A 19172-nucleotide genomic window follows, 5' to 3' on the forward strand; every position below is an offset into this window, starting at 1 on the left:
CCTACGCGGATAGCCCACTCACAGGACTTTTTTGTCTTTTCCTAAACGACCTTCGTTTCAGTATAACAAGCTAGCGAAAAATTGGTTTCATTCCTTTAAATTTTTATTAACAAATCAACAAATTTGTGAATTACTTCTTGGTGTCGGCGTAACCGAATACTTTTTGAAGCAAACCTGTTGAGCGTGCACTAATGTTGTCTCTAATTTTTAACTCCTCTTGCGCCACCTGAACAAACATTCCTTCTATTGCTTTTTCTGCAACGTATTGTGTTAAATTGGTGTTTACAGGTTTTACCAATGGAATTTTATTATAGGCTGCTGCGGCATCTGTCCAATATTTGGTAGCACCAACTTTGCTTAAACTATTACTAATTACAGGAGAAAATTTTTCCATCAGCTGTGCTGTAGTTACTCTTTTAAAGTAAGAAGTAGCCGCATCTTTATTTCCTAAAAGGATGTTAGTTGCATCTGCAATGGTCATTTGCTTAATGGCATTTACAAAAATTGGCTTTGCTTCTTTAGCCGCATCTTCTGCTGCACGGTTTAAGCTTAAAATCACATTGTCAGCCAATGAATTTAAACCTACGCTGCGCAAAGTTTTCTCTACCTTTTGTGCTTCCGTGGGGAATAAAATTTTGATAGCCATATTTCCCAAAAAACCATCCTTCGCAGAAAGCCTATCTGCACCAGCGGATGTACCAATTTCCAAAGCTTGTTTTAAGCCGTTGCTAATCTCTAAACTGCTCGGGGTTCCCATAGCACCGGTAGCCACCTGACCTAAAATATTACCTAATTTGCCTTGGCTTTGTGCATCGCAACTGCTAAGTGAAATGCTAGCCGCCGCCAACAAAAATAATCCTGTTTTTTTCATAAAGTATTGTAATTATGCTAGGGGCAAGGATTATTTATCCCCACCCACTGTAGCAAAATTACGCAAATCTTTTGCCAATAGCTGTGCCGATTTAGCTATTTTAACATATTCAGCTCGGTACCCTTCTTTGTCTACACCTTTTGCACCATCGGCCAAAGCAATAGCTTGTTCAAAGGTGCTATCTTGTACAAATTCCGATTGGCGTAGTAACATGCCAAACATAGCCACCGATGCAGAGAATCTAAAGTTGTCGCTAGTTTTGTTCAGCTTATCCTGATAGCTATCTACCACTGGTTTTTGAAGCAATTTACTGCTGTCGCCATCTGGTTGTTTGTAGCGCATTTTAACGGTAAGCATTTCATTAGTGTTGCTAGATGATGGAGAATTTTTGAGAACGTTCTTAGGAACATCTTGATATTTGAGCGCATCAACACTTTTGATAAACTTACTTTCTACACCAACAGGAATAATTTCGTAAAGTGCCGTAACGGTATGACCAGCACCCATTTCACCTGCATCTTTTTTGTCGTCGTTAAAATCTTCGTTGTTTAACAAGCGGTTTTCATAGCCGATTAAACGGTAGGCCTGTACTTTCGCTGGGTTAAATTCAATTTGTAACTTCACATCTTTAGCAACAGTAAAAAGTGTTCCGCCAAATTCATTAATCAATACTTTTCTAGCTTCGCTGATGTTATCGATATAAGCATAATTACCATTGCCTTTATTCGCTAGAACTTCCATTTTGCTGTCTTTGTAATTGCCCATGCCAAAACCAAGAACAGTTAAGAAAACACCACTTTTACGTTTTTCTTCTATCAAGGTTTGCATATCGCCATCACTGCTGGCGCCTACGTTAAAGTCGCCATCTGTTGCTAGAATGATACGATTATTACCTCCTTTGATGAAATTCTCAGTTGCTACTTTGTAAGCCAGCTTAATACCTGCACCACCAGCGGTAGAGCCACCAGCACTCAATTTGTTCAAAGCTTCTTTAATCGCTTGCTTGTTATCTCCAGAGGTTGATGGTAAAACCAAGCCAGAGTTACCAGCGTACACTACAATGGCAACTTTATCTTGGTCGCGTAAATTATCGGTAAGTAGACGTAGGGAACTCACTAACAAAGGCAATTTATTGGGCGATTCCATTGAGCCAGAAACATCGATTAAGAAAACCAAGTTAGATGGCGGCAATTTCTCCGTTGGGATGTTTTTTGCTTTTAAGCCAATGTGTACCAAACGATGTTGATTGTTCCAAGGAGCTGTGCCAATTTCTGTAACAATATTTACTGGGTCATCGCCTTTTGGTTGTGCGTAGCTGTAATCGAAATAGTTAATCATTTCTTCGATACGTACTGCATCTTTTGGAGGCAAGCCACCGTTATTAATGAACCTACGCATATTACTGTAGGAAGCGGCATCAACATCTATAGAAAATGTTGAAAGTGGGTCGTTAGATACTTTCTTGAAAGCATTTTCAGTAATGTGTGCATAGTTTTCTGTGTTTTGTGGAGCTTGATAAAAGTGCCTTCCATTGCCTGTTGCCATGATACTTTTGTTTGCTGAAATACCTACAACCCTACCCGCTAAAGCTTCTGCTACTGGTGGAGCAACCATAACCATATCTTTCATCACGATAGGTCGTTTTTCATTTTTGGCAGATTTTGATTTCGTAACCACAACCTCACTTAAAACCTTGTCGTCGTCTTTAAGATCGATATTGATTATATTCGATTTTCCTATCATAACCTTTTTGGTTTGGAAGCCTAAATTCATGACTAGCAGATGCGTGTCGGTAGCCGGAATCACAATTTTATATTTTCCGTTTTTATCAGCTGATATGGAAGTTTTACTGGGCAAGCTTCTAACCGTTGCGCCTGGCAAGGCTAAGCCATCAGCTGTGCTAGTTATGATACCAGAAATTTCTCTGGTTGGGTTGGTTTTATATCCCAAAAATAGGACTAAAACGATAATTGAGGTGAGTAATGTTTTCATTGTTTAGAATTTTATATGATTAACTCCTGAATAAATAATTTGTCGCTTAGGTATCCTTAATGTCCTCGGCGAATTTTAATAATACGTTTAATGATAAAGTACAAGCCAAACATGATGATGAGGTAAGGCCAAATGCTCACTGCCCATAGCATAAAATCTACAATAGATTGCCAGCCTTGATTAAGTGCCACTTTTGTTCTGGTTAAGAAACCAGTCTTTGGTTGTTCGATGTATTCTTTGTCTTTATATAAATTGATATTGAGCGTACTGAATGCAACTTGGTCGGCTAAATATTTTAATCGCCCTTGTTGACTGTCAATTTCCTCTTCAAGTGTTCTGATGTTCTCTTGTATGGCTAAAATATCTTTAACTGTTGCGGCTTTGGCCAGTATTTGTTTGTAACGCTGTAGATATTCGCGTTTGGTGGTCAAACGAGTTTCTGTATCCACGTATTCTTCGGTAACATCTCTAGCTTGTATATTCTTAAGTGTTATTTCGTCCTTTCCGTTTTCTACTTCCGCTAGCAGTTTCTCAAAATTTATGGCAGGGATACGAATTTTAAGGATGTAAGAAATGGTTTGTTCGTTATTCTGTAAATCTTCACCTTCATAGTAAGCGTTCAATTTTTTTAGCAATTGGTCAATTCTTTTTTTGCTATCGCTGATGTTTCGGCTCTTCACCGTCATACTGCCATCTTTAATGATTTTCTGTTTATTGATAGCAATTTGAGGATTTGCAGACGGTGCATTGGTTTCCACTCGGTTATCTTCATGTTTCGAAGATAGAGCGGGAGACATCATTTTTACCGTAGACGCTTCTTCAGCCACAGCTTCGGTAACAATCATCTGGTCTACTGCATCAGATCTGTTTTCTTGTTGATTACTACAAGCACTCAGCGTAAAAACTGTGCAGTAAACTATTAATTGAGGTATTTTCATATCCTAAGGTTTTTTGGTGATGTTGTTTTATTCGAAAATCTTTTTCGGTCTAATAACTTATCGACTTTTGGACTTATCGTTTAAGGGTAGATGTAGCTATCCATAATTTTCCATACCCGTCTCGAAAAATATTTTTATACTTGAAGAAATTTAGGAATTCCGAGACGTTTGAAGTTTATCAAAAATACATCTAGAGTTGGGGAGAATGCGGCGCAAGACGATCTCTCGCTAGTTGCAGCTTACCAAGAAAGCGGCGATTTAGAAGTATTAGGTACGCTTTATAACAGATATATGCACTTAGTTTTTGGTGTTTGCTTCAACTATTTTAAGGATGAAGAGCAAAGCAAGGATGCGGTAATGCAAATTTTTGAAGAACTGGTGAAGAAACTTCGTGTACATCAGGTGCAGAATTTTAAAAGCTGGCTGCATGTACTCACGCGAAATCATTGTTTAATGGCCTTGCGCAAGTCGAGCAAAAATCCAACGGTAAGTATTGAAGATAATTTTGTGGAAAATGATGAGTTCGTGCATCTTGATATCGACAACACAAAAGAAACACAGCTTACCATCATGGAAAAGTGTATGGAAACCCTTTCGGAAGAACAACGAAAAAGCGTAGATTTATTCTATCTACAAGAAAAATGCTATAAAGAAGTTGCCGATATTACAGGTTACGATATGCTGAAAGTGAAAAGCTATATCCAGAATGGAAAGCGCAATTTGAAAATTTGTATTGAAAAGAACAGTGGGCAATAACGAATGGTTAGATATTGATGTACTTGACGATTACCTAGAAGGTAAACTCGATCCTAGTACGATGCATAAGGTTGAGCGAATTTCGCTCGAAGATCCTTTTGTTGCCCAAGCTCTAGCCGGATTAACAGAAGCTAAAAAGCGTACTCAAACACTTTCTTTATTACAAAAACAACTGCAAGAACGCATAGCCGAAAAGCCAGTTGAACGCAAAATGTGGCGTATTACTTCGTTGCGACTAAGTATTGCTGCAACTGCTGCAGTAGTATTTATTGTAGTTAGCGTGTTATTTTTAATGCGTGAAAATCAGCGAAAAATTCAGACTGAGTTGGCATCACAGAATAAAGCCGTAGAGGTAGATTTAAAGCCAAATGCAGTGGCTGTTGCCCCAATAGATACTTTATCGAAAACAGCTCCAGAAGCATTGCTAGATCAAAAGAAGGTAACGCAAGCTTTAGACAATACCCTGTCAAACAATGGCCAAGCTATCGCTAAAAATAAAGCTGTTCAAGAGGAAGCTGTAGCAGCATCTGTTTTACAGGAAAAGCAGTTTAAATCTGCACGACTTAAGCAGGAGAGTTATCAAAGACAAGCTACTGTAATTGGTCCACCGATTGCTGCGCCAACGTCGCCAGTGCAGGTTTTGGAGAATAAGGTAGATGGTATCCAAGTGAAAACAGATCCTTATGCGAGATCTGTTAAAGGTACGGTATATGATATTGCTGGCAGACCACTATCTGGTGCCGATGTAAAAATGGTGGGTAACGATATTAGGGCAATTACGAATGTGAGCGGCGAATTTACTTTGCCGATAGATAAAGATAGTAACAAGGTAACCTTAGAAGTTGCTTCACTTGGTTTTGCCAAGAAAAACATACAAGCCAATACGAATGAGAAATTGAATATTCGTTTGGAAGAAAGTAATAGCGCTTTAAACGAGGTTGTGGTAACCGAATATGGAAAACGAAAAGCGGTGGTACTTAAAGATGAACCATTTATCGGTACTCCTAAAAATGGATGGAAGGCTTACAGCGAATATCTAGCTAAAGAAAATAAGCTTTATGTTGATGGCTCTAAAGTGGTAATGCTAAGCTTTATTGTTCTACCTGATGGTACTCCTAGTGATATTAAAGTGATAATGTCGGTTGGGAAAACGATGGATGATGAGGCTATAAGGTTATTGAAGAATGGCAGCAAGTGGAATTATCCAGCAGGCGTAAATAAAACTACTGCAATCAGCATCAAATTCTAAGATGTACAAAGTCGGTAAATTCCTAGAAGAGGATCTTGATAAGCTAATTCCATTTATGCAGGCTCATCCTTTTGCGATAGTAATTGGAGTCAACCAAAATATTCCATCTGCAACACAAATACCTTTACAAATTAAACAAGACGGTGATGTCGTTAAGCTCATTGGGCATGTGATGAAAAAAACGGATCATCACGAGGCTTTTGTGGCAAACGAAAATGTGTTGGCACTATTTCATGGTGCACATGCTTATGTGAGTGCATCAGTTTATGAAAATCCTGCATCAGCATCTACTTGGAATTATAGTTCGGTACATGCCAAAGGAAACATTCGATTATTGGATAATGAAGAAACTAAGGCAGTAATTAAAGAACTTACTGATCAATACGAGGCGAATGACAGTCCAGCGGCTTTTCATCAAATGTCTGATGAATATATCGATCATCATTTAAAAGCCATAGCAGGTTTCGAAATTACCGTTACTTCTTTGGAAGGGGTTTTTAAACTAAGCCAAAATCATCCGCAAGTTAACCAAGAAAGCATTGTTAATCATTTGTCGCAGAGCGATGATGTGCAGGCGCAGGAAGTAGCGAAGCAGATGAAAGAAAATTGTTAGATTGTTTCATTGTTCAATTGGTTTAAAATTTTCCGCTGATTTACACTGATTTCTTCCGCAGATATTCGCTGATTCTACAGGCGAACTTTATACTTTTACTTTCGACTTTTAAACTTAGCCTAACATTCCGGCAAGCTAATCGGCACTTTTGTCGCCAAACCACCATCAGAAGTTTCTTTGTATTTGGCGTTCATATCTAAGGCTGTTTCCCACATGGTATTTACCACTGCATCTAGGCTTACTTTTGCCTTATCGGGATTACTTTGTAAAGCCAACTGACTTGCGGTAATGGCTTTAATTGCGCCCATGGTATTACGTTCGATACAAGGGATTTGAACTAAGCCCCCGATAGGGTCGCAGGTTAGACCTAGGTGGTGTTCCATTGCTATTTCTGCTGCCATAAGCACTTGGCGTTGCGAACCACCCAAACATTCGGTTAAAGCCGCTGCCGCCATTGCCGATGATACACCGATTTCTGCCTGACAACCACCCATCGCTGCGGAAATAGTAGCTCCTTTTTTGAAGATACTGCCAATTTCGCTTGCACAAGCTATAAATTGAATGATTTTATCTTCGGTGTAGCCATCGCAAAAAGTGATGAAATATTGTAAAACGGCTGGAATTACACCCGAAGCGCCATTAGTTGGTGCAGTTACTACACGTCCAAACGCTGCGTTTTCTTCGTTCACTGCCAAGGCAAAACAGCTTACCCAGTCTAGAATATAATTGAAACCCATACCGCCATTGCGAATAGCCATCATCCAACTCTCGTAATCGGTGTAGGTTTGCTTGCCTATTAAACGTTGGTTTAATTTTGCAGCCCTACGTGCAACATCTAATCCACCAGGTAAAAACCCAGCAGTATGGCAGCCTCTGTAGATACATTCTTTGATCACTTTGTAATGTTGCAGAATGCCTTTTTTGGTTTCTGCTTCTGGTCGCCAAGCGGCTTCGTTTTCCATTACAATTTCGCTTACTTTTAAGCCAGTGGTTAAGCACCAATGTAAAAGTTCGCTGGCTTTCTCTACCGGAAATGGTAGTTCCACTTGTTCTTTCTCTGAACTATCTTGCCCTTCCTTTACCACAAAACCGCCGCCTATGCTGTAATAAGTTTCAGAAATGGCTTTTCCAGTGGATAGAAACGCTTGAAAAGTAACCGCATTGGGATGAAAAGGAAGGCTTTCAGCAAAAAGAAAAATCAGATCATCCTCATAAGAGAAGTTGATTTTAGAGTGGCCTGCTAACGTTAGCTTTTGCTCAGTTTTAATTTGAGCAACTGTACTATCAATGGCATTTACATCAAAAGTAACAGGATCGCCACCGGCCAAGCCTAATAAAATGGCAATATCAGTTCCGTGCCCTTTGCCTGTTTTAGCTAAAGATCCGTATAAAAGAATTTTTACTTGTTCTACATCTGTCAACACACTTTGTGCAGCTAAACTATTGGTAAATTGCTGCGCAGCTCGCCAAGGGCCAAGCGTATGTGAACTCGAAGGTCCTATTCCTATCTTAAATATATCGAAAACTGAAATTTGTTCATTAGGCATAATACAAAGCTACGATTGTTTTGTGATTTTCGGCTGCTAGTGTTATAATTACTACTTTTATAATATATGAGTTTAAAATCGACATTTTCGTTTCTTCTTACTATCTCTTGGCTAACAACACTTGGGCAAACAATTAATGAGATACAGCAAAAAATGTCTCATCCTTCGGATCTGCCTATACAGCGTTTTGTGATTAATTTCTCGAAAAATATTAATGGTGTTGCGTTAAATTATAAGGATATTAAAAGTGTGACGTCCGAAAAGTTAAAGGAAGTAGAAAATGTTGAATTTCTAGAATTGGGATTTGAAAATCAGTCGCAGTTAAATGAACTGGTAAGCTTTCTTAATAGTTTTAAGAACTTGAAATATTTAAGTTTTACCTACGATGATTACTTCTCAAAAGAAAGCACTAATGAAATTGTAGTACCAAAAGAGATAGCTAATTTCGACAAACTTATAGCCGTTAAGTTCGCAGGGAAATGGAAAGTAAATTTCCAAAAAAGCTTCGAAACGCTTAAAAATCTGCCTAAACTTTCTTACTATCTATTCAATGATGAAATACCTAAAGAACTTTTAATGCTAAACGTAAAAGGAATTTCTTTGTATAGTGAGAAGAAGGTTGAGGTATCAAAGTGGTTATTCGAGTTGAAAAACTTAGAAACGTTGTCTATTAACATGAAGTTATTCGCATCTAGGGAATTTCGTTATGTAGACTATACCAAAGTTTTAAGCAATATTTCTACACTTCCAGTTTTAAAAAGCTTATACATTAGTGGACTGCATAATTTTGATGAAACCACTGCGAAAATCAAAGTCCCTTTGCTGGAAGAATTGTCGGTATCTAGTGGCGATGTTAAAAAGCAAGCAGCTTTTTTTGAGTTCATCGGTAATCTTACAAATTTAAAAGCATTAAGCTTGAGGGATATTAAATACGATACTTTGAAAAGAGATCTGCTGAAACTCAAAAAGCTTAAATCACTTAACCTTCGTGGAACCTACAGGCAAGATTTGTTGATAGATTTTGAACTTAAGGATCTAAGTACATTAACCTCTCTTAGTGTCAGTAATTTTTCAAATATAAGGAACTTCAATGCTTTCCCTCCTAAAACTCAGAGCCTCTCACTGTCGGGAAATAGATTAACCCAATTCCCCATTGGCATAACTCAACTTAAGGGCTTGAAGAAACTAGAATTACGTTATAATTCAATTGATAGTTTACCGCCAAACATCGGCAAGTTAAAAAATCTAAGCTATTTAGGTTTAGAGTCTAATCAACTGAAATATCTTCCCAGCAGCATTGGGAAATTAAGTCGGCTAGAGATTATGCTTTTGAAGGCAAATCCACTTAAGGCGTTGCTAGCAAATATTGGAGGCTTAACTAGACTAAAAAAGCTCGATTTAAGTTTCTGCGATTTGACTGCATTGCCTAATACATTTCCTCAATTGCAGTCTTTAAAGAAATTAGATGCTTCTTTTAATTTTATAACTTCTTTGCCGGATGGATTCTACAAGCTAAAGTCACTCGACTCTTTAAGTTTAGCTAAAAATGCAATAAATGTATTACCAAAAGAAATCGGACAATTAGAAAATTTACGCTACTTTAATCTGGTTTCCAATAACATAAAAGAACTTCCAGAAGATTTTGGAAAATTAAAGAAATTAGAAGAACTTAATTTGTCAGGTAATGATCTCGTTAGACTTCCTGGTTCTATTAATGAGCTTTCATCTATACAGATTTTATATCTAAGTAGCGGTCAGAAAAAAAGTGAAGGAAAAGTCAAAGACCCATCTCGAGAAATATATCGAACAGATTCACCTTATGCTGCAAGCGGAGGCGGTATAAATAGATTCACCACATTGCCAGCAGATTTGAGCCAATGGACAAAATTAAAGAAAATTGGGCTTAACAATTTAACTTCATTGGATAATGAGGCCTTGCTGGCTTTACAAACAATTCGCTCTAAAGGTTACAGTATAGAATTTGAAAATGGGAATATCACTCAATTGCCTACAGATGGTTGGGGGGAATTTAACGTTGGCGTTCTAAATCTGCGTAATAATAGAATACAGGAATTACCGAAAGATATTGTGAATGCGCCATTTTTAACATCGTATAATTTTAATCAAAATCGTCTTCCGTCTAAGCCAGTTAACCAGAATTCTTATGCAGCGAACAAATATGAAAAGCTAATCTGGTTTAGCGATTTTGGCTTAATAGCAGACAAAGACTTGCCTAAGACAGATTCGATGGCATTGGCATATATAGAGAAAAGTTCGACACATTTTTATAGAAAGGAATATGCTCAATCTTTAAAAAGTGCCAAGGATGCTAAGCTTATTAACGCCGATCTTGCTGAAGCAAAATTAATTCTCAACAATATTGGCGAAGCCCAATTTTTCACCGCAGATTACAAAGGAGCTATAGAAAGTTTCAATAAAGCCATATTAAGGGACACCGCTGGCAAAGTAAGAATAATGAATTTTGTAAGGCCAGATTTTACTTACAGAGCTGAAAGTTACCTTAAGTTGGGCGATACCTTAAAAGCAATAGATGATTATAAAGTGCTAGCGGAAAAGTTTAATGAAGATAATTGGGGAGACATTGCACTTCTTTATAAATTAATTGGTGATGATAAAAGTGCAGCAAAGAGCTTTAAAAGTGGTGTAGTACAATATCGTAGTTATATAGAAGCGGGTAAAAAATCGAAATATCGTGATGTTGAACTTAAGCAATTAGCTTTGTTGGAGCTCCTAATTATAGCGGAAGACTTTAAAGCAGCAAATGAACTTGCTAGTGAAGTAAAGACAGAAATTAAAGACAAGGGAAACAAAGTGTTGTTCGATTATTTAGAAGCTTGTGCCAAAATTGGATTCGGGAAAGCTGTAAATTTGGACGAAATTAGAAGCATTATAAAAAATGGAAAAAATGATGTGCAGAGGTGGAGCTATGAGCTGTTTTTTAAATGGCTTAGTGATACAAAGACTGCTAAAACTAAAGTAACACTGATGCGGGAGCTAACGGATTTAATTAAACCAGCCTATTAGTTGCATAGCTTAAAAATCAAACTCAATAATGCTGCCGTCTTGTAGCATCGCTTCTACAAATTCATGGTGTTTTTGTGGGCTGCCAATGGCGTCCCAGGTGCCAGTGATGATGCCATTAGCCAATTGATGTTTGCCGCGGCTTGCTTTAAGTTTATACTTTTTAAAGATAAGTTCGTAGTTGTCTAAATCTTTATTCTGATATTTCTTTACGATACGATAAGTACGTCTAGTAAAACGGCGATCAGCGATGTTTTCTACGTAAGGGAAAACTAATAAAGACAGCAGTACCACAGCGGTTACACCAATGGCTTGGATAAAATAACCTGAACCAACGGCCATACCGATAGCGGCTACAATCCAAATTACACAGGCGGTGGTTAAGCCTTTTACACGGTTTTCTTCTTTAAAAATTACGCCTGCACCTAAAAAACCAATTCCAGTTACAATGTTAGATGCAATACGGTCGTGACTGCTATCGCCAATTTTAACGGAAAGTACCGTAAACAAAGCAGAACCCAAGCCAATCATAATCATGGTTTTTAAGCCTGCCGATTTGCTGCGGTATTCGCGTTCTGCACCTATTAGGCCACAAAGTAAAATGGCCAGCAAAAACTTGTTTACTTCCGCAATGGTAAGGAATTGATTTCTATCGCCTAGGATTTCCCACATGGGTTAAATGTATAAAGTAAAAAGTTAAAAGTGAAAAGTTTTTTATGCAGTAAACCTGAGAGGTTTAAAAATATGGAACTTTTTAAAATAGACGCTCAGCTGTCCCCCTTTGGAGGGGGTAGGGGGAGGATTTTTGTTAAGTTAGAAGGAGAGCGATTGGCAAAGAACTGGATGCAGTTCTGGCTTAGTTAACTAGCCCGGATTGAAGCGGATCCCGATTTTTCATCGGGAGCAGCGGAAAGCCGGACTTTCGGGAGCTAGTAGCAGGGAAGGTGCGCTTCAAACCCCTAAATCCCCTAAAGGAACTTTTTCCTGCTAAGCGCAAAAACAAAGAAATCCCTCAAAACTTTCGCCTTGAGGGATTTTTTATCCTTCGACAAGCTCAGCATGACACCTGGCAAGTCGCTTTTATTAGTCCCCTTTAGGGGATTTAAGGGTTTACATCATGCCGCCCATGCCGCCGCCCATTGGTGGGTGCGAGTGACCTGCATCTGCTGCTTCTGGCTCGTCTGCTAATACTACCTCAGTAGTTAACAACATTGCCGCAATTGAAGCTGCGTTTTCTAAAGCTACACGAGATACTTTAGTTGGGTCGATAACACCAGCACCAATTAAGTTCTCATAAACATCAGTACGAGCATTGTAACCGAAATCTGCAGTACCTTCTTTTACTTTTTGTACCACGATAGAACCTTCGATACCTGCGTTTTCACAGATTTGACGCAATGGCTCTTCGATAGCACGTTTCACGATTGCGATACCAGTAGTTTCGTCTTCGTTGCTACCTTTTAAGTCAGCTAATGAAGCTACCGCACGGATGAAAGCAACACCACCACCAGCAACAATACCTTCTTCTACAGCAGCACGAGTTGCGTGTAAAGCATCATCAACACGGTCTTTTTTCTCTTTCATCTCAACTTCTGATGCAGCACCTACGTAAAGTACAGCAACACCACCAGAAAGTTTAGCTAAACGCTCTTGTAATTTTTCTTTATCGTAGTCAGATGTAGTAGTCTCAATTTGAGCTTTAATTTGTCCAACACGAGCTTTGATATCTTCTGACTGACCAGCACCGTTAATTACAGTAGTGTTGTCTTTATCGATTACTACTTTTTCTGCAGTACCTAAGTAAGTTAAATCAGCGTTTTCTAATTTATAACCTCTTTCTTCAGAAATTACGATACCACCAGTTAAGATAGCGATGTCTTCTAACATTGCTTTTCTTCTGTCGCCAAAACCTGGAGCTTTAACAGCAGCAACTTTCAGCGAACCACGAATTTTGTTAACTACCAAAGTAGCTAAAGCTTCGCCATCTAAATCTTCTGCAATAATTAAAAGTGGCTTACCAGTTTGAACAGTTTTTTCCAATACTGGCAACAATTCTTTCATGTTGCTAATTTTCTTATCGTAAATTAAAATGTAAGGAGAGTCTAACTCAGCTTCCATTTTATCTGCGTTGGTTACAAAGTATGGAGAAAGGTAACCTCTGTCGAATTGCATACCTTCTACAGTTTTTACTTCTGTTTCGGTACCTTTTGCTTCTTCTACAGTAATTACACCATCTTTACCAACTTTTTGCATTGCTTCTGCAATTAGAGAACCAATTACCTCATCGTTGTTTGCAGAGATAGACGCAACTTGTTTAATTTTGTTGTTGTCTTCGCCTACAGTTTGCGATTGAGTTTTTAAGTTAGCTACTACAGCAACAACTGCTTTATCGATACCACGTTTCAAATCCATTGGATTTGCACCAGCAGCTACGTTTTTAATACCAGCAGCAACAATTGCTTGCGCTAATACAGTAGCAGTTGTAGTTCCGTCACCTGCAATATCAGCAGTTTTAGAAGCCACTTCTTTTACCATTTGAGCACCCATGTTTTCAATTGGGTCTTTCAAATCAATTTCTTTAGCTACCGTCACACCATCTTTAGTGATAGCTGGTGAGCCAAATTTCTTATCAATAATTACGTTACGTCCTTTTGGACCTAAAGTTACTTTTACTGCATTCGCTAAAGTGTCTACACCTTTTTTCAGTGCGTCACGAGCTTCAACGTTATATCTTACTTGTTTTGCCATTGTTATTTACGATTTTAGATTTACGAGTTACGAATAACCCAAATCTTTAAACTTTTTACTTTTAACTTAAGATTATCCGATTACAGCGTAGATATCGCTTTCACGCATAATTAAATATTCTTTTCCTTCGTGAGATACGTCAGTACCAGCAAATTTGCCATAAAGCACTACGTCACCAACTTTTACAGTCATTGGTTCATCTTTTTTACCAGCACCAACAGCAACTACAGTTCCTTGTTGAGGTTTTTCTTTAGCAGTATCAGGGATATAGATACCAGAAGCTGTTTTTTCTTCGGCAGGCGCAGCTTCTACTACGATTCTGTCTCCAATTGGTTTTAAATTTAAAGCCATAACTCTAATAATATTTATTTTGATTTAAAATTTTTAATATAATACTTTACCGTTATCAGTTATTATGCCAACGGCTTTTAGCTTGACAAATTTTCACGGCTTTGTCAGTTGGCTCAAATATAGTTTAAGTTTTGGTGTCAGACTGACAGGGAAACTACCCGTTTTTTATAATATAGGTTTTGATTTTTTGAAGCGCAATTGTAGTATTCCATAGCAGCGTTAGTCCCGCTTTACACTCCAAGTCCGCACTCGCTTCTCTCGTTTGCGGGCTTTTCGTTTCAATCGGGGCTAGTCAACCACTGGTAGTTTGCATATGCTGAGGTATATAGGTGGCACGTTTACTCCAGCAAGGTTTTGAAACTTCTTAAGTCTGTTCGGTATCCTATACAACAAAGGCTTTGCAATATCGCAAAGCCTTTGTTGTATCTTTCCTATTCTTTTAGTGCTTTCTTAGAGTAGCTTCTTCCTTACTGTGATAAGTTTGGCCATTAATAGTTGTTTTATCCTCGCTAGACATCACAAATTCATTTTTAGAGTTCCATTTTATCGTATTAGTGTAAGTCAGCCCATTTTCATTCAAGGTAATTGAGTTATTTGTTGCCGTGAATGTACCGCTCCCTTCTAATTTTCCATTCTCGTAAAAGCTGCATTTGTTGCCTTCAAATACCACATACATTTCGCCAACATTAAATGTTTCATTACTTTCATGAGACATAACGTTGTTTATATGTTCTGTGGAATATCTCTTAATCAAGTCCCAACGTCCTTTAAGCTTGTCTTCAGGATCTTTCTTGCAGGCAGTTAGCGATGTAACCACGATAAATAAGATTAGTAGCGTTTTTTTCATTCTTAATAGTTTTTTTGACAAAGGTATTAATGCCAAGGATAGTTCGCAATACTTAAAGTTAAGTACTTGATTAATTCCTAGCAAAGCTTCCAAAGCTAATCCCAAAAAAGAACGAAGTTTTTAAAACTTCTTAAGTTTACTGAGAAGTGTTTTTAACTCAGCAAGGCTAAAAACAAAAAAGCCACGCAGTTTCGATTGCGTAGCTTTTCATCTAAAATTTTTATTATCGTTAATTTTTTCTCAATGTCATCTCATTTTTATAAAGATAGGTTTGTCCATTGTCGCTATAGCTATCTTCAGAGGTCATCACAAATTCACTTTTAGAATTCCATCTTAGCTGCATAGTGTCACTATCACCATCGCCATCTTTTAACGTGATAGAATTTTCGTTGGCGGTAAAGGTGCCTTCATCTTCCAAATCGCCATCTTCATAGGTTTTATAAGTGTTGCCACTAAAAACTACGTATAGCTCTCCAGTTTTGAAGGTTTCAGTTTCCTCACTTACTTTGGTGCCGTTCAGTGTTTGAACATTGTATTGTTTAACCAAATCCCATCTACCTTCAAGGTTTCCTTCTTTGTCTTTTTTACATGCAGTTAGTGATGCCACTGCTACAAATAAAATTAGTAATGTTTTTTTCATTCCTTTATTTTTTTTAACAAAGGTATTTGGTGCACAAAAGCTATACAATACCTAAAAATGAGTAATTATAAATTATTTTTTTGCAAAGCTTCCAAATCTGATACCGAAAAAGAAATCAGCTTGTTTAGCATCGCTTAGTACGGCTGTAATTGCACTTCCAGATCCAAAAAATACAGGGCCTAATTTAACAGCCAAACCAGCATTTACATTGGTCAATTCGTTATAACTTATTGGTAAAAATAGACCGAGCGTCTTTGTTTCGATACGTGGCGTAGCTGTAAATGAATTATAATACCTGCTATTAAATGGTGTAGCAGCATCAGATTTTGTCAAATTCATATTAGCTGCAGCATTTACGTACAAACCTTTAAACACTTTGTAGTCTACATCTAAGTTAAACATGGTAGGCAAGCTCACACTGTAGTTGTTTCCTGAAGTATTTAATGGTGTAAAGTACTGTGGTTTGCTGTCAAAGTAATCTTTCATTCCATCTATAGGCTGGTTGGAAAGTTCTTTTAAATTGAGTGCTTCTGCTCCTGTAATATCCAATTTATAGCCACCAGAATTATTTCGGTTTTTCTCGTATTTAATAGCGCCAATGTCGGTTAACGAAGCACCAATACGCAACTTATACTGACTGCCTCTTCTACTAGAGCCTTCTTTTTGGTCGGGTCTAAATTCGTACACAAAACCTAAATCGAAACCAAAACCAGTGCTTTTAAATTGAGAAAGTTCCGAAGGTTCAAAATTATCTAACGAAACGCCAGCAGTTCCTAATTCTAATCCACCAGTAGCATCTCTCAAATAAACATCGTCTGTAGTTGGGTCTTGCGTTAAGGTAGCTTTAAGCTTGTTGATGTTTACATAGGCATTGGCTACTCCGGCTAAATATTTTGCGGTAACACCTGCTTTAACAGCGTGGTTACCTCTTTCGTAAATTACTCTGCCGTAAGTTGCGCCTATCTCTGCCCATGCATTGGCAGTTACTCGCATATCTTGGTTAGAATTGATACTGTAAGGAAAAGTGGCGTCGTCGCTGCCATCAGCTAGTTGTTTACCCAATGTGCCATCTAAATCATAAGCATTTAGCATTACTCTTGCACGGCTGGTGATAGCGATGCCGCTTTTCTTGTTAATGCCGAGCATGAATGAGATAGGTTTAATGTCTGTAGTAACTAAAGCGCTAGACGGGCGATTTGCATTCCCAACCAACTGATCAAAAGCTGAGTCTGTTTCTGTTAAGTTTTTGATATTTTTTAGGTTGTATGTCGCATTGTTGTTGCCAATGCCAACGCCAAAAGAGAACAGGCTCACGTCCCAACTATAATTGTTTTGTGCCACGTTAGCTGGGTTGCCGTATACGCCGAGTACACCGTTGTAGTTGCTGGTTTTAAAGCCTGGTAAATCTTGTGCGAAAGCGCCTGTAGTCAGGCAGCAAAATGCCACCATCAAAAAATTAGATTTCTTCATTTTTGGTAATTCAATAGTTTGATTGCCAAAGATAAAGTGCCTCTTAAAATTGGTAAATACCTATTACTAGGTATTTAAAGAGGTTATAGGAGTAGGTTATGTCATAAAAAACTCCTTGGCGGTTAACCAAGGAGCTACATTTATATTCGCTTTGATTAAAGCTTATTTCTTAGTTGTATCTGCAGGAGCAGGAGTTGCAGCAGGTGCTGTAGCCTTAGGCAAAGCACTTCCAATAGGAGATGGAGCTGCCGCTTTGTTAATGTGCTCATCAATTTTTGAACCTGTTGAGCCACCTGTGTTGCCAGATTTGCTCATTGCAGTAATTGCTAAAGAAAACACTACAATTAGTGCTAATAATACCCAAGTTCCTTTTTCTAGTACATCGCCGGTACGTTGTACACCAAACATATTGCTGCTTGCACCGCCAGTAGCTAAACCGCCACCTTTAGGGTTTTGGATTAAAATGAAAAAGGCCAATGCAACACATGCAATCACCAATAAAACGATAAGTAGGGTAGTCGCCATTTCTATATAATATTTTAAATTTTCTTTTCTAAAGATTGGATAAGGTCGGCAAAGTAACCACTTTTTTCTGGAAATTTCAAACTTAATTTTTGATAAGTATCTATTGCCTTGTGGTAAAGTGTTTGTTCGATATAAATTTGAGCTAAAGTTTCAGACACTAAATCATTAGAATCTTCTGCGCTTTTCTTTGCTTTGTTTTCGTTATTGATCTGGTTTGGTGGCAGTGCTTTAATCTGTGGATCATTCTTGATGAACGTATCAATTATTGTACTTTCTTTGGTTGGCGCTGCTGTTTGTGAATTTGTATCTGCTTCATGCTCGGGTTCGAATGGAGCCTGTATGTGAAAAATGTTTTCTACATATTGTTGCTGCAAATCTTGTGCTGGTGCTGTTGGTTTGTTGGTAGATACAAATGGTCTAAAAATTTGTTCGTGATCTTTACGGGTTTTAGCCAGCCACCATAAAAATGTGAACGGTAGCTGATCGTCATCGTATTTACTTACAATATTTTCTTTTGCAGAAAAGGTAAAATCTGGAACTGTAGATGTATGAAGTTCTGATTTTGTAAGCTGTTCTTCATCTATTTCTTCTTCAACTTGCTCGGAGCTAAAATTAGGGTCGAAAGCAAAGAAATTGGCCGATGCAAATGTTTCTACTTCTATTAAATCTGGTTCTTTTGTTGCAAAGCTAGATCCAGTAGGTTCTTCCACTTCAGTAAGTAATTCTTCTGAGCTGATGAGTTCTTCAGAATGCTCAACCTCCGTCTTAACCTCATATGCCTCGCTGGTATCTTCTTCGTGCGAACGCTCTTCTATTTCTTCAACTAAAGCAATTGCTTCAACACTATTTTCTTCTTCGTCTTCTACTTCAATTTGACTACTTGCAATTTGCGGCGTAACCAATTCTGTGATTTCCTCGAAAGTTTCTTGCTCGTCTGCTTCAACAGTAGTTTGCGGTTCTTCCTGTGGCTGTTCAGCAGCTTCGCAAACCTTAATGATCTCACTTTCTAAAGGTGCAAGGTTTTCAATCTCTGGAACAGCGAAATGATGAGTTGATGGTTTTCCTGCTTCGACCGAAACAGTCTCTACTACCTCAATTTCCTGTGCAATTTCTGCTTCTGGTAAATCATCTACAGCAATGATCTCGTTAGGTAGCGGCGCTAAATTCTCAATTTCTGGCGCATCTTTAACCGTATTTTCGCTAGTTGCTAAAGTTTCAATTTCTTCATCTTTTACCACCTCGCCTAAATCAATTGAAATTTCTAAATCACTAATCCAAGTAGGGTTAGTAATGATATTGATTTCATCGTTATTGGTTAGCGTTTGTGGCTCGTGCAACAGCCTATGTAAGATACTGCCATTGTTATAAAGTGCTGCTAAAGTGAGTGCTTGCTGTTGTTTTTCACTACCATTACTGGCTTTTGCCAACAATAAATAGAGCGGCTGATAATATGGATAAGTTTCAATAAGGTTTTGCAAAAAGGGGATATGTTCTTGCCCAGCCAAGCTAGGTTTGGCGAGTAACTTATCCAATTGTTGCTTCGTCTCAATATTCAACTCCATTGCGCTAAGTTAGTAATTGCA

The 19172-nt window shown here is 38.1% G+C and carries 16 protein-coding genes; 4 read left to right on the forward strand and 12 right to left on the reverse strand.

The window, feature by feature from the left end; translation table 11 throughout:
* Window positions 1-130: 130 nt before the first annotated feature.
* The 3 genes from AC23ME_RS04085 to AC23ME_RS04095 are packed head-to-tail and all read right to left on the reverse strand — an operon-like array spanning window position 131 to window position 3801.
* Window positions 131-871, reverse strand: a complete 741-nt coding sequence (locus tag AC23ME_RS04085; RefSeq protein ID WP_487726467.1) for a DUF4197 domain-containing protein — start codon at window positions 869-871, stop codon at window positions 131-133.
* Between the two features lie 30 nt (window positions 872-901).
* Window positions 902-2863: a YfbK domain-containing protein gene (locus AC23ME_RS04090; RefSeq protein WP_487726468.1), complete on the reverse strand. Its 1962-nt coding sequence runs from the start codon at window positions 2861-2863 to the stop codon at window positions 902-904.
* 56 nt (window positions 2864-2919) lie between these two features.
* Window positions 2920-3801, reverse strand: a complete 882-nt coding sequence (locus AC23ME_RS04095; protein WP_487726469.1) for a DUF4349 domain-containing protein — start codon at window positions 3799-3801, stop codon at window positions 2920-2922.
* 168 nt (window positions 3802-3969) lie between these two features.
* Here AC23ME_RS04095 and AC23ME_RS04100 point away from each other — a divergent pair, with 168 nt between their 5' ends.
* From AC23ME_RS04100 to AC23ME_RS04110, 3 genes are read left to right on the forward strand one after another with little or no spacing between them, the layout of a single operon-like run.
* Window positions 3970-4557 (forward strand): RNA polymerase sigma factor, encoded by a 588-nt coding sequence (locus tag AC23ME_RS04100; protein WP_487726470.1) that lies wholly within the window; start codon window positions 3970-3972, stop codon window positions 4555-4557.
* Complete coding sequence (locus AC23ME_RS04105; protein ID WP_487726471.1) at window positions 4535-5806, forward strand: carboxypeptidase-like regulatory domain-containing protein; 1272 nt, start codon at window positions 4535-4537, stop codon at window positions 5804-5806. The genes AC23ME_RS04100 and AC23ME_RS04105 overlap by 23 nt, the downstream gene beginning before the upstream one ends.
* Before the next feature lies 1 nt (window position 5807).
* Complete coding sequence (locus AC23ME_RS04110; protein ID WP_487726472.1) at window positions 5808-6419, forward strand: FMN-binding negative transcriptional regulator; 612 nt, start codon at window positions 5808-5810, stop codon at window positions 6417-6419.
* Window positions 6420-6538: 119 nt separating this feature from the next.
* Here AC23ME_RS04110 and AC23ME_RS04115 read toward each other — a convergent pair whose 3' ends face one another.
* Window positions 6539-7966, reverse strand: coding sequence for an L-serine ammonia-lyase (locus tag AC23ME_RS04115; RefSeq protein WP_487726473.1), 1428 nt, complete (start codon window positions 7964-7966; stop codon window positions 6539-6541).
* Between the two features lie 645 nt (window positions 7967-8611).
* On the opposite strand from AC23ME_RS04115, the gene AC23ME_RS04120 reads away from it, so the two are divergent.
* On the forward strand, window positions 8612-11011 hold the full coding sequence (locus tag AC23ME_RS04120) for a leucine-rich repeat domain-containing protein (RefSeq protein WP_487726474.1): 2400 nt from the start codon (window positions 8612-8614) through the stop codon (window positions 11009-11011).
* Window positions 11012-11020: 9 nt separating this feature from the next.
* Here the strand turns inward: AC23ME_RS04120 and AC23ME_RS04125 are convergent, their stop codons facing one another.
* The 8 genes from AC23ME_RS04125 to AC23ME_RS04160 form a co-directional block, all read right to left on the reverse strand.
* The gene (locus AC23ME_RS04125; RefSeq protein WP_487726475.1) at window positions 11021-11680 is read right to left on the reverse strand and encodes an MgtC/SapB family protein; all 660 of its coding nucleotides are present in this window, start codon (window positions 11678-11680) and stop codon (window positions 11021-11023) included.
* 438 nt (window positions 11681-12118) lie between these two features.
* Window positions 12119-13756, reverse strand: a complete 1638-nt coding sequence (gene groL, locus AC23ME_RS04130) for a chaperonin GroEL (protein ID WP_487726476.1) — start codon at window positions 13754-13756, stop codon at window positions 12119-12121.
* 72 nt (window positions 13757-13828) lie between these two features.
* Window positions 13829-14107, reverse strand: a complete 279-nt coding sequence (locus AC23ME_RS04135; protein ID WP_487726477.1) for a co-chaperone GroES — start codon at window positions 14105-14107, stop codon at window positions 13829-13831.
* Between the two features lie 439 nt (window positions 14108-14546).
* Window positions 14547-14954, reverse strand: a complete 408-nt coding sequence (locus AC23ME_RS04140; protein WP_487726478.1) for a hypothetical protein — start codon at window positions 14952-14954, stop codon at window positions 14547-14549.
* A 229-nt stretch (window positions 14955-15183) separates the two neighbouring features.
* Complete coding sequence (locus tag AC23ME_RS04145; RefSeq protein ID WP_487726479.1) at window positions 15184-15594, reverse strand: hypothetical protein; 411 nt, start codon at window positions 15592-15594, stop codon at window positions 15184-15186.
* Between the two features lie 72 nt (window positions 15595-15666).
* Entirely contained in the window at window positions 15667-17064 is a 1398-nt protein-coding gene (locus tag AC23ME_RS04150; protein WP_487726480.1) for a DUF5723 family protein, read from the reverse strand.
* A gap of 162 nt (window positions 17065-17226) precedes the next feature.
* Window positions 17227-17589 carry a preprotein translocase subunit SecG gene (secG, locus tag AC23ME_RS04155; protein ID WP_487726481.1) on the reverse strand — a complete coding sequence of 121 codons (363 nt, stop codon included), beginning with the start codon at window positions 17587-17589 and terminating at the stop codon, window positions 17227-17229.
* Between the two features lie 14 nt (window positions 17590-17603).
* Entirely contained in the window at window positions 17604-19151 is a 1548-nt protein-coding gene (locus AC23ME_RS04160) for a hypothetical protein (protein WP_487726482.1), read from the reverse strand.
* Between the last annotated feature and the right edge of the window lie 21 nt (window positions 19152-19172).

Source organism: Pedobacter sp. T50_32 (genome assembly GCF_057652195.1).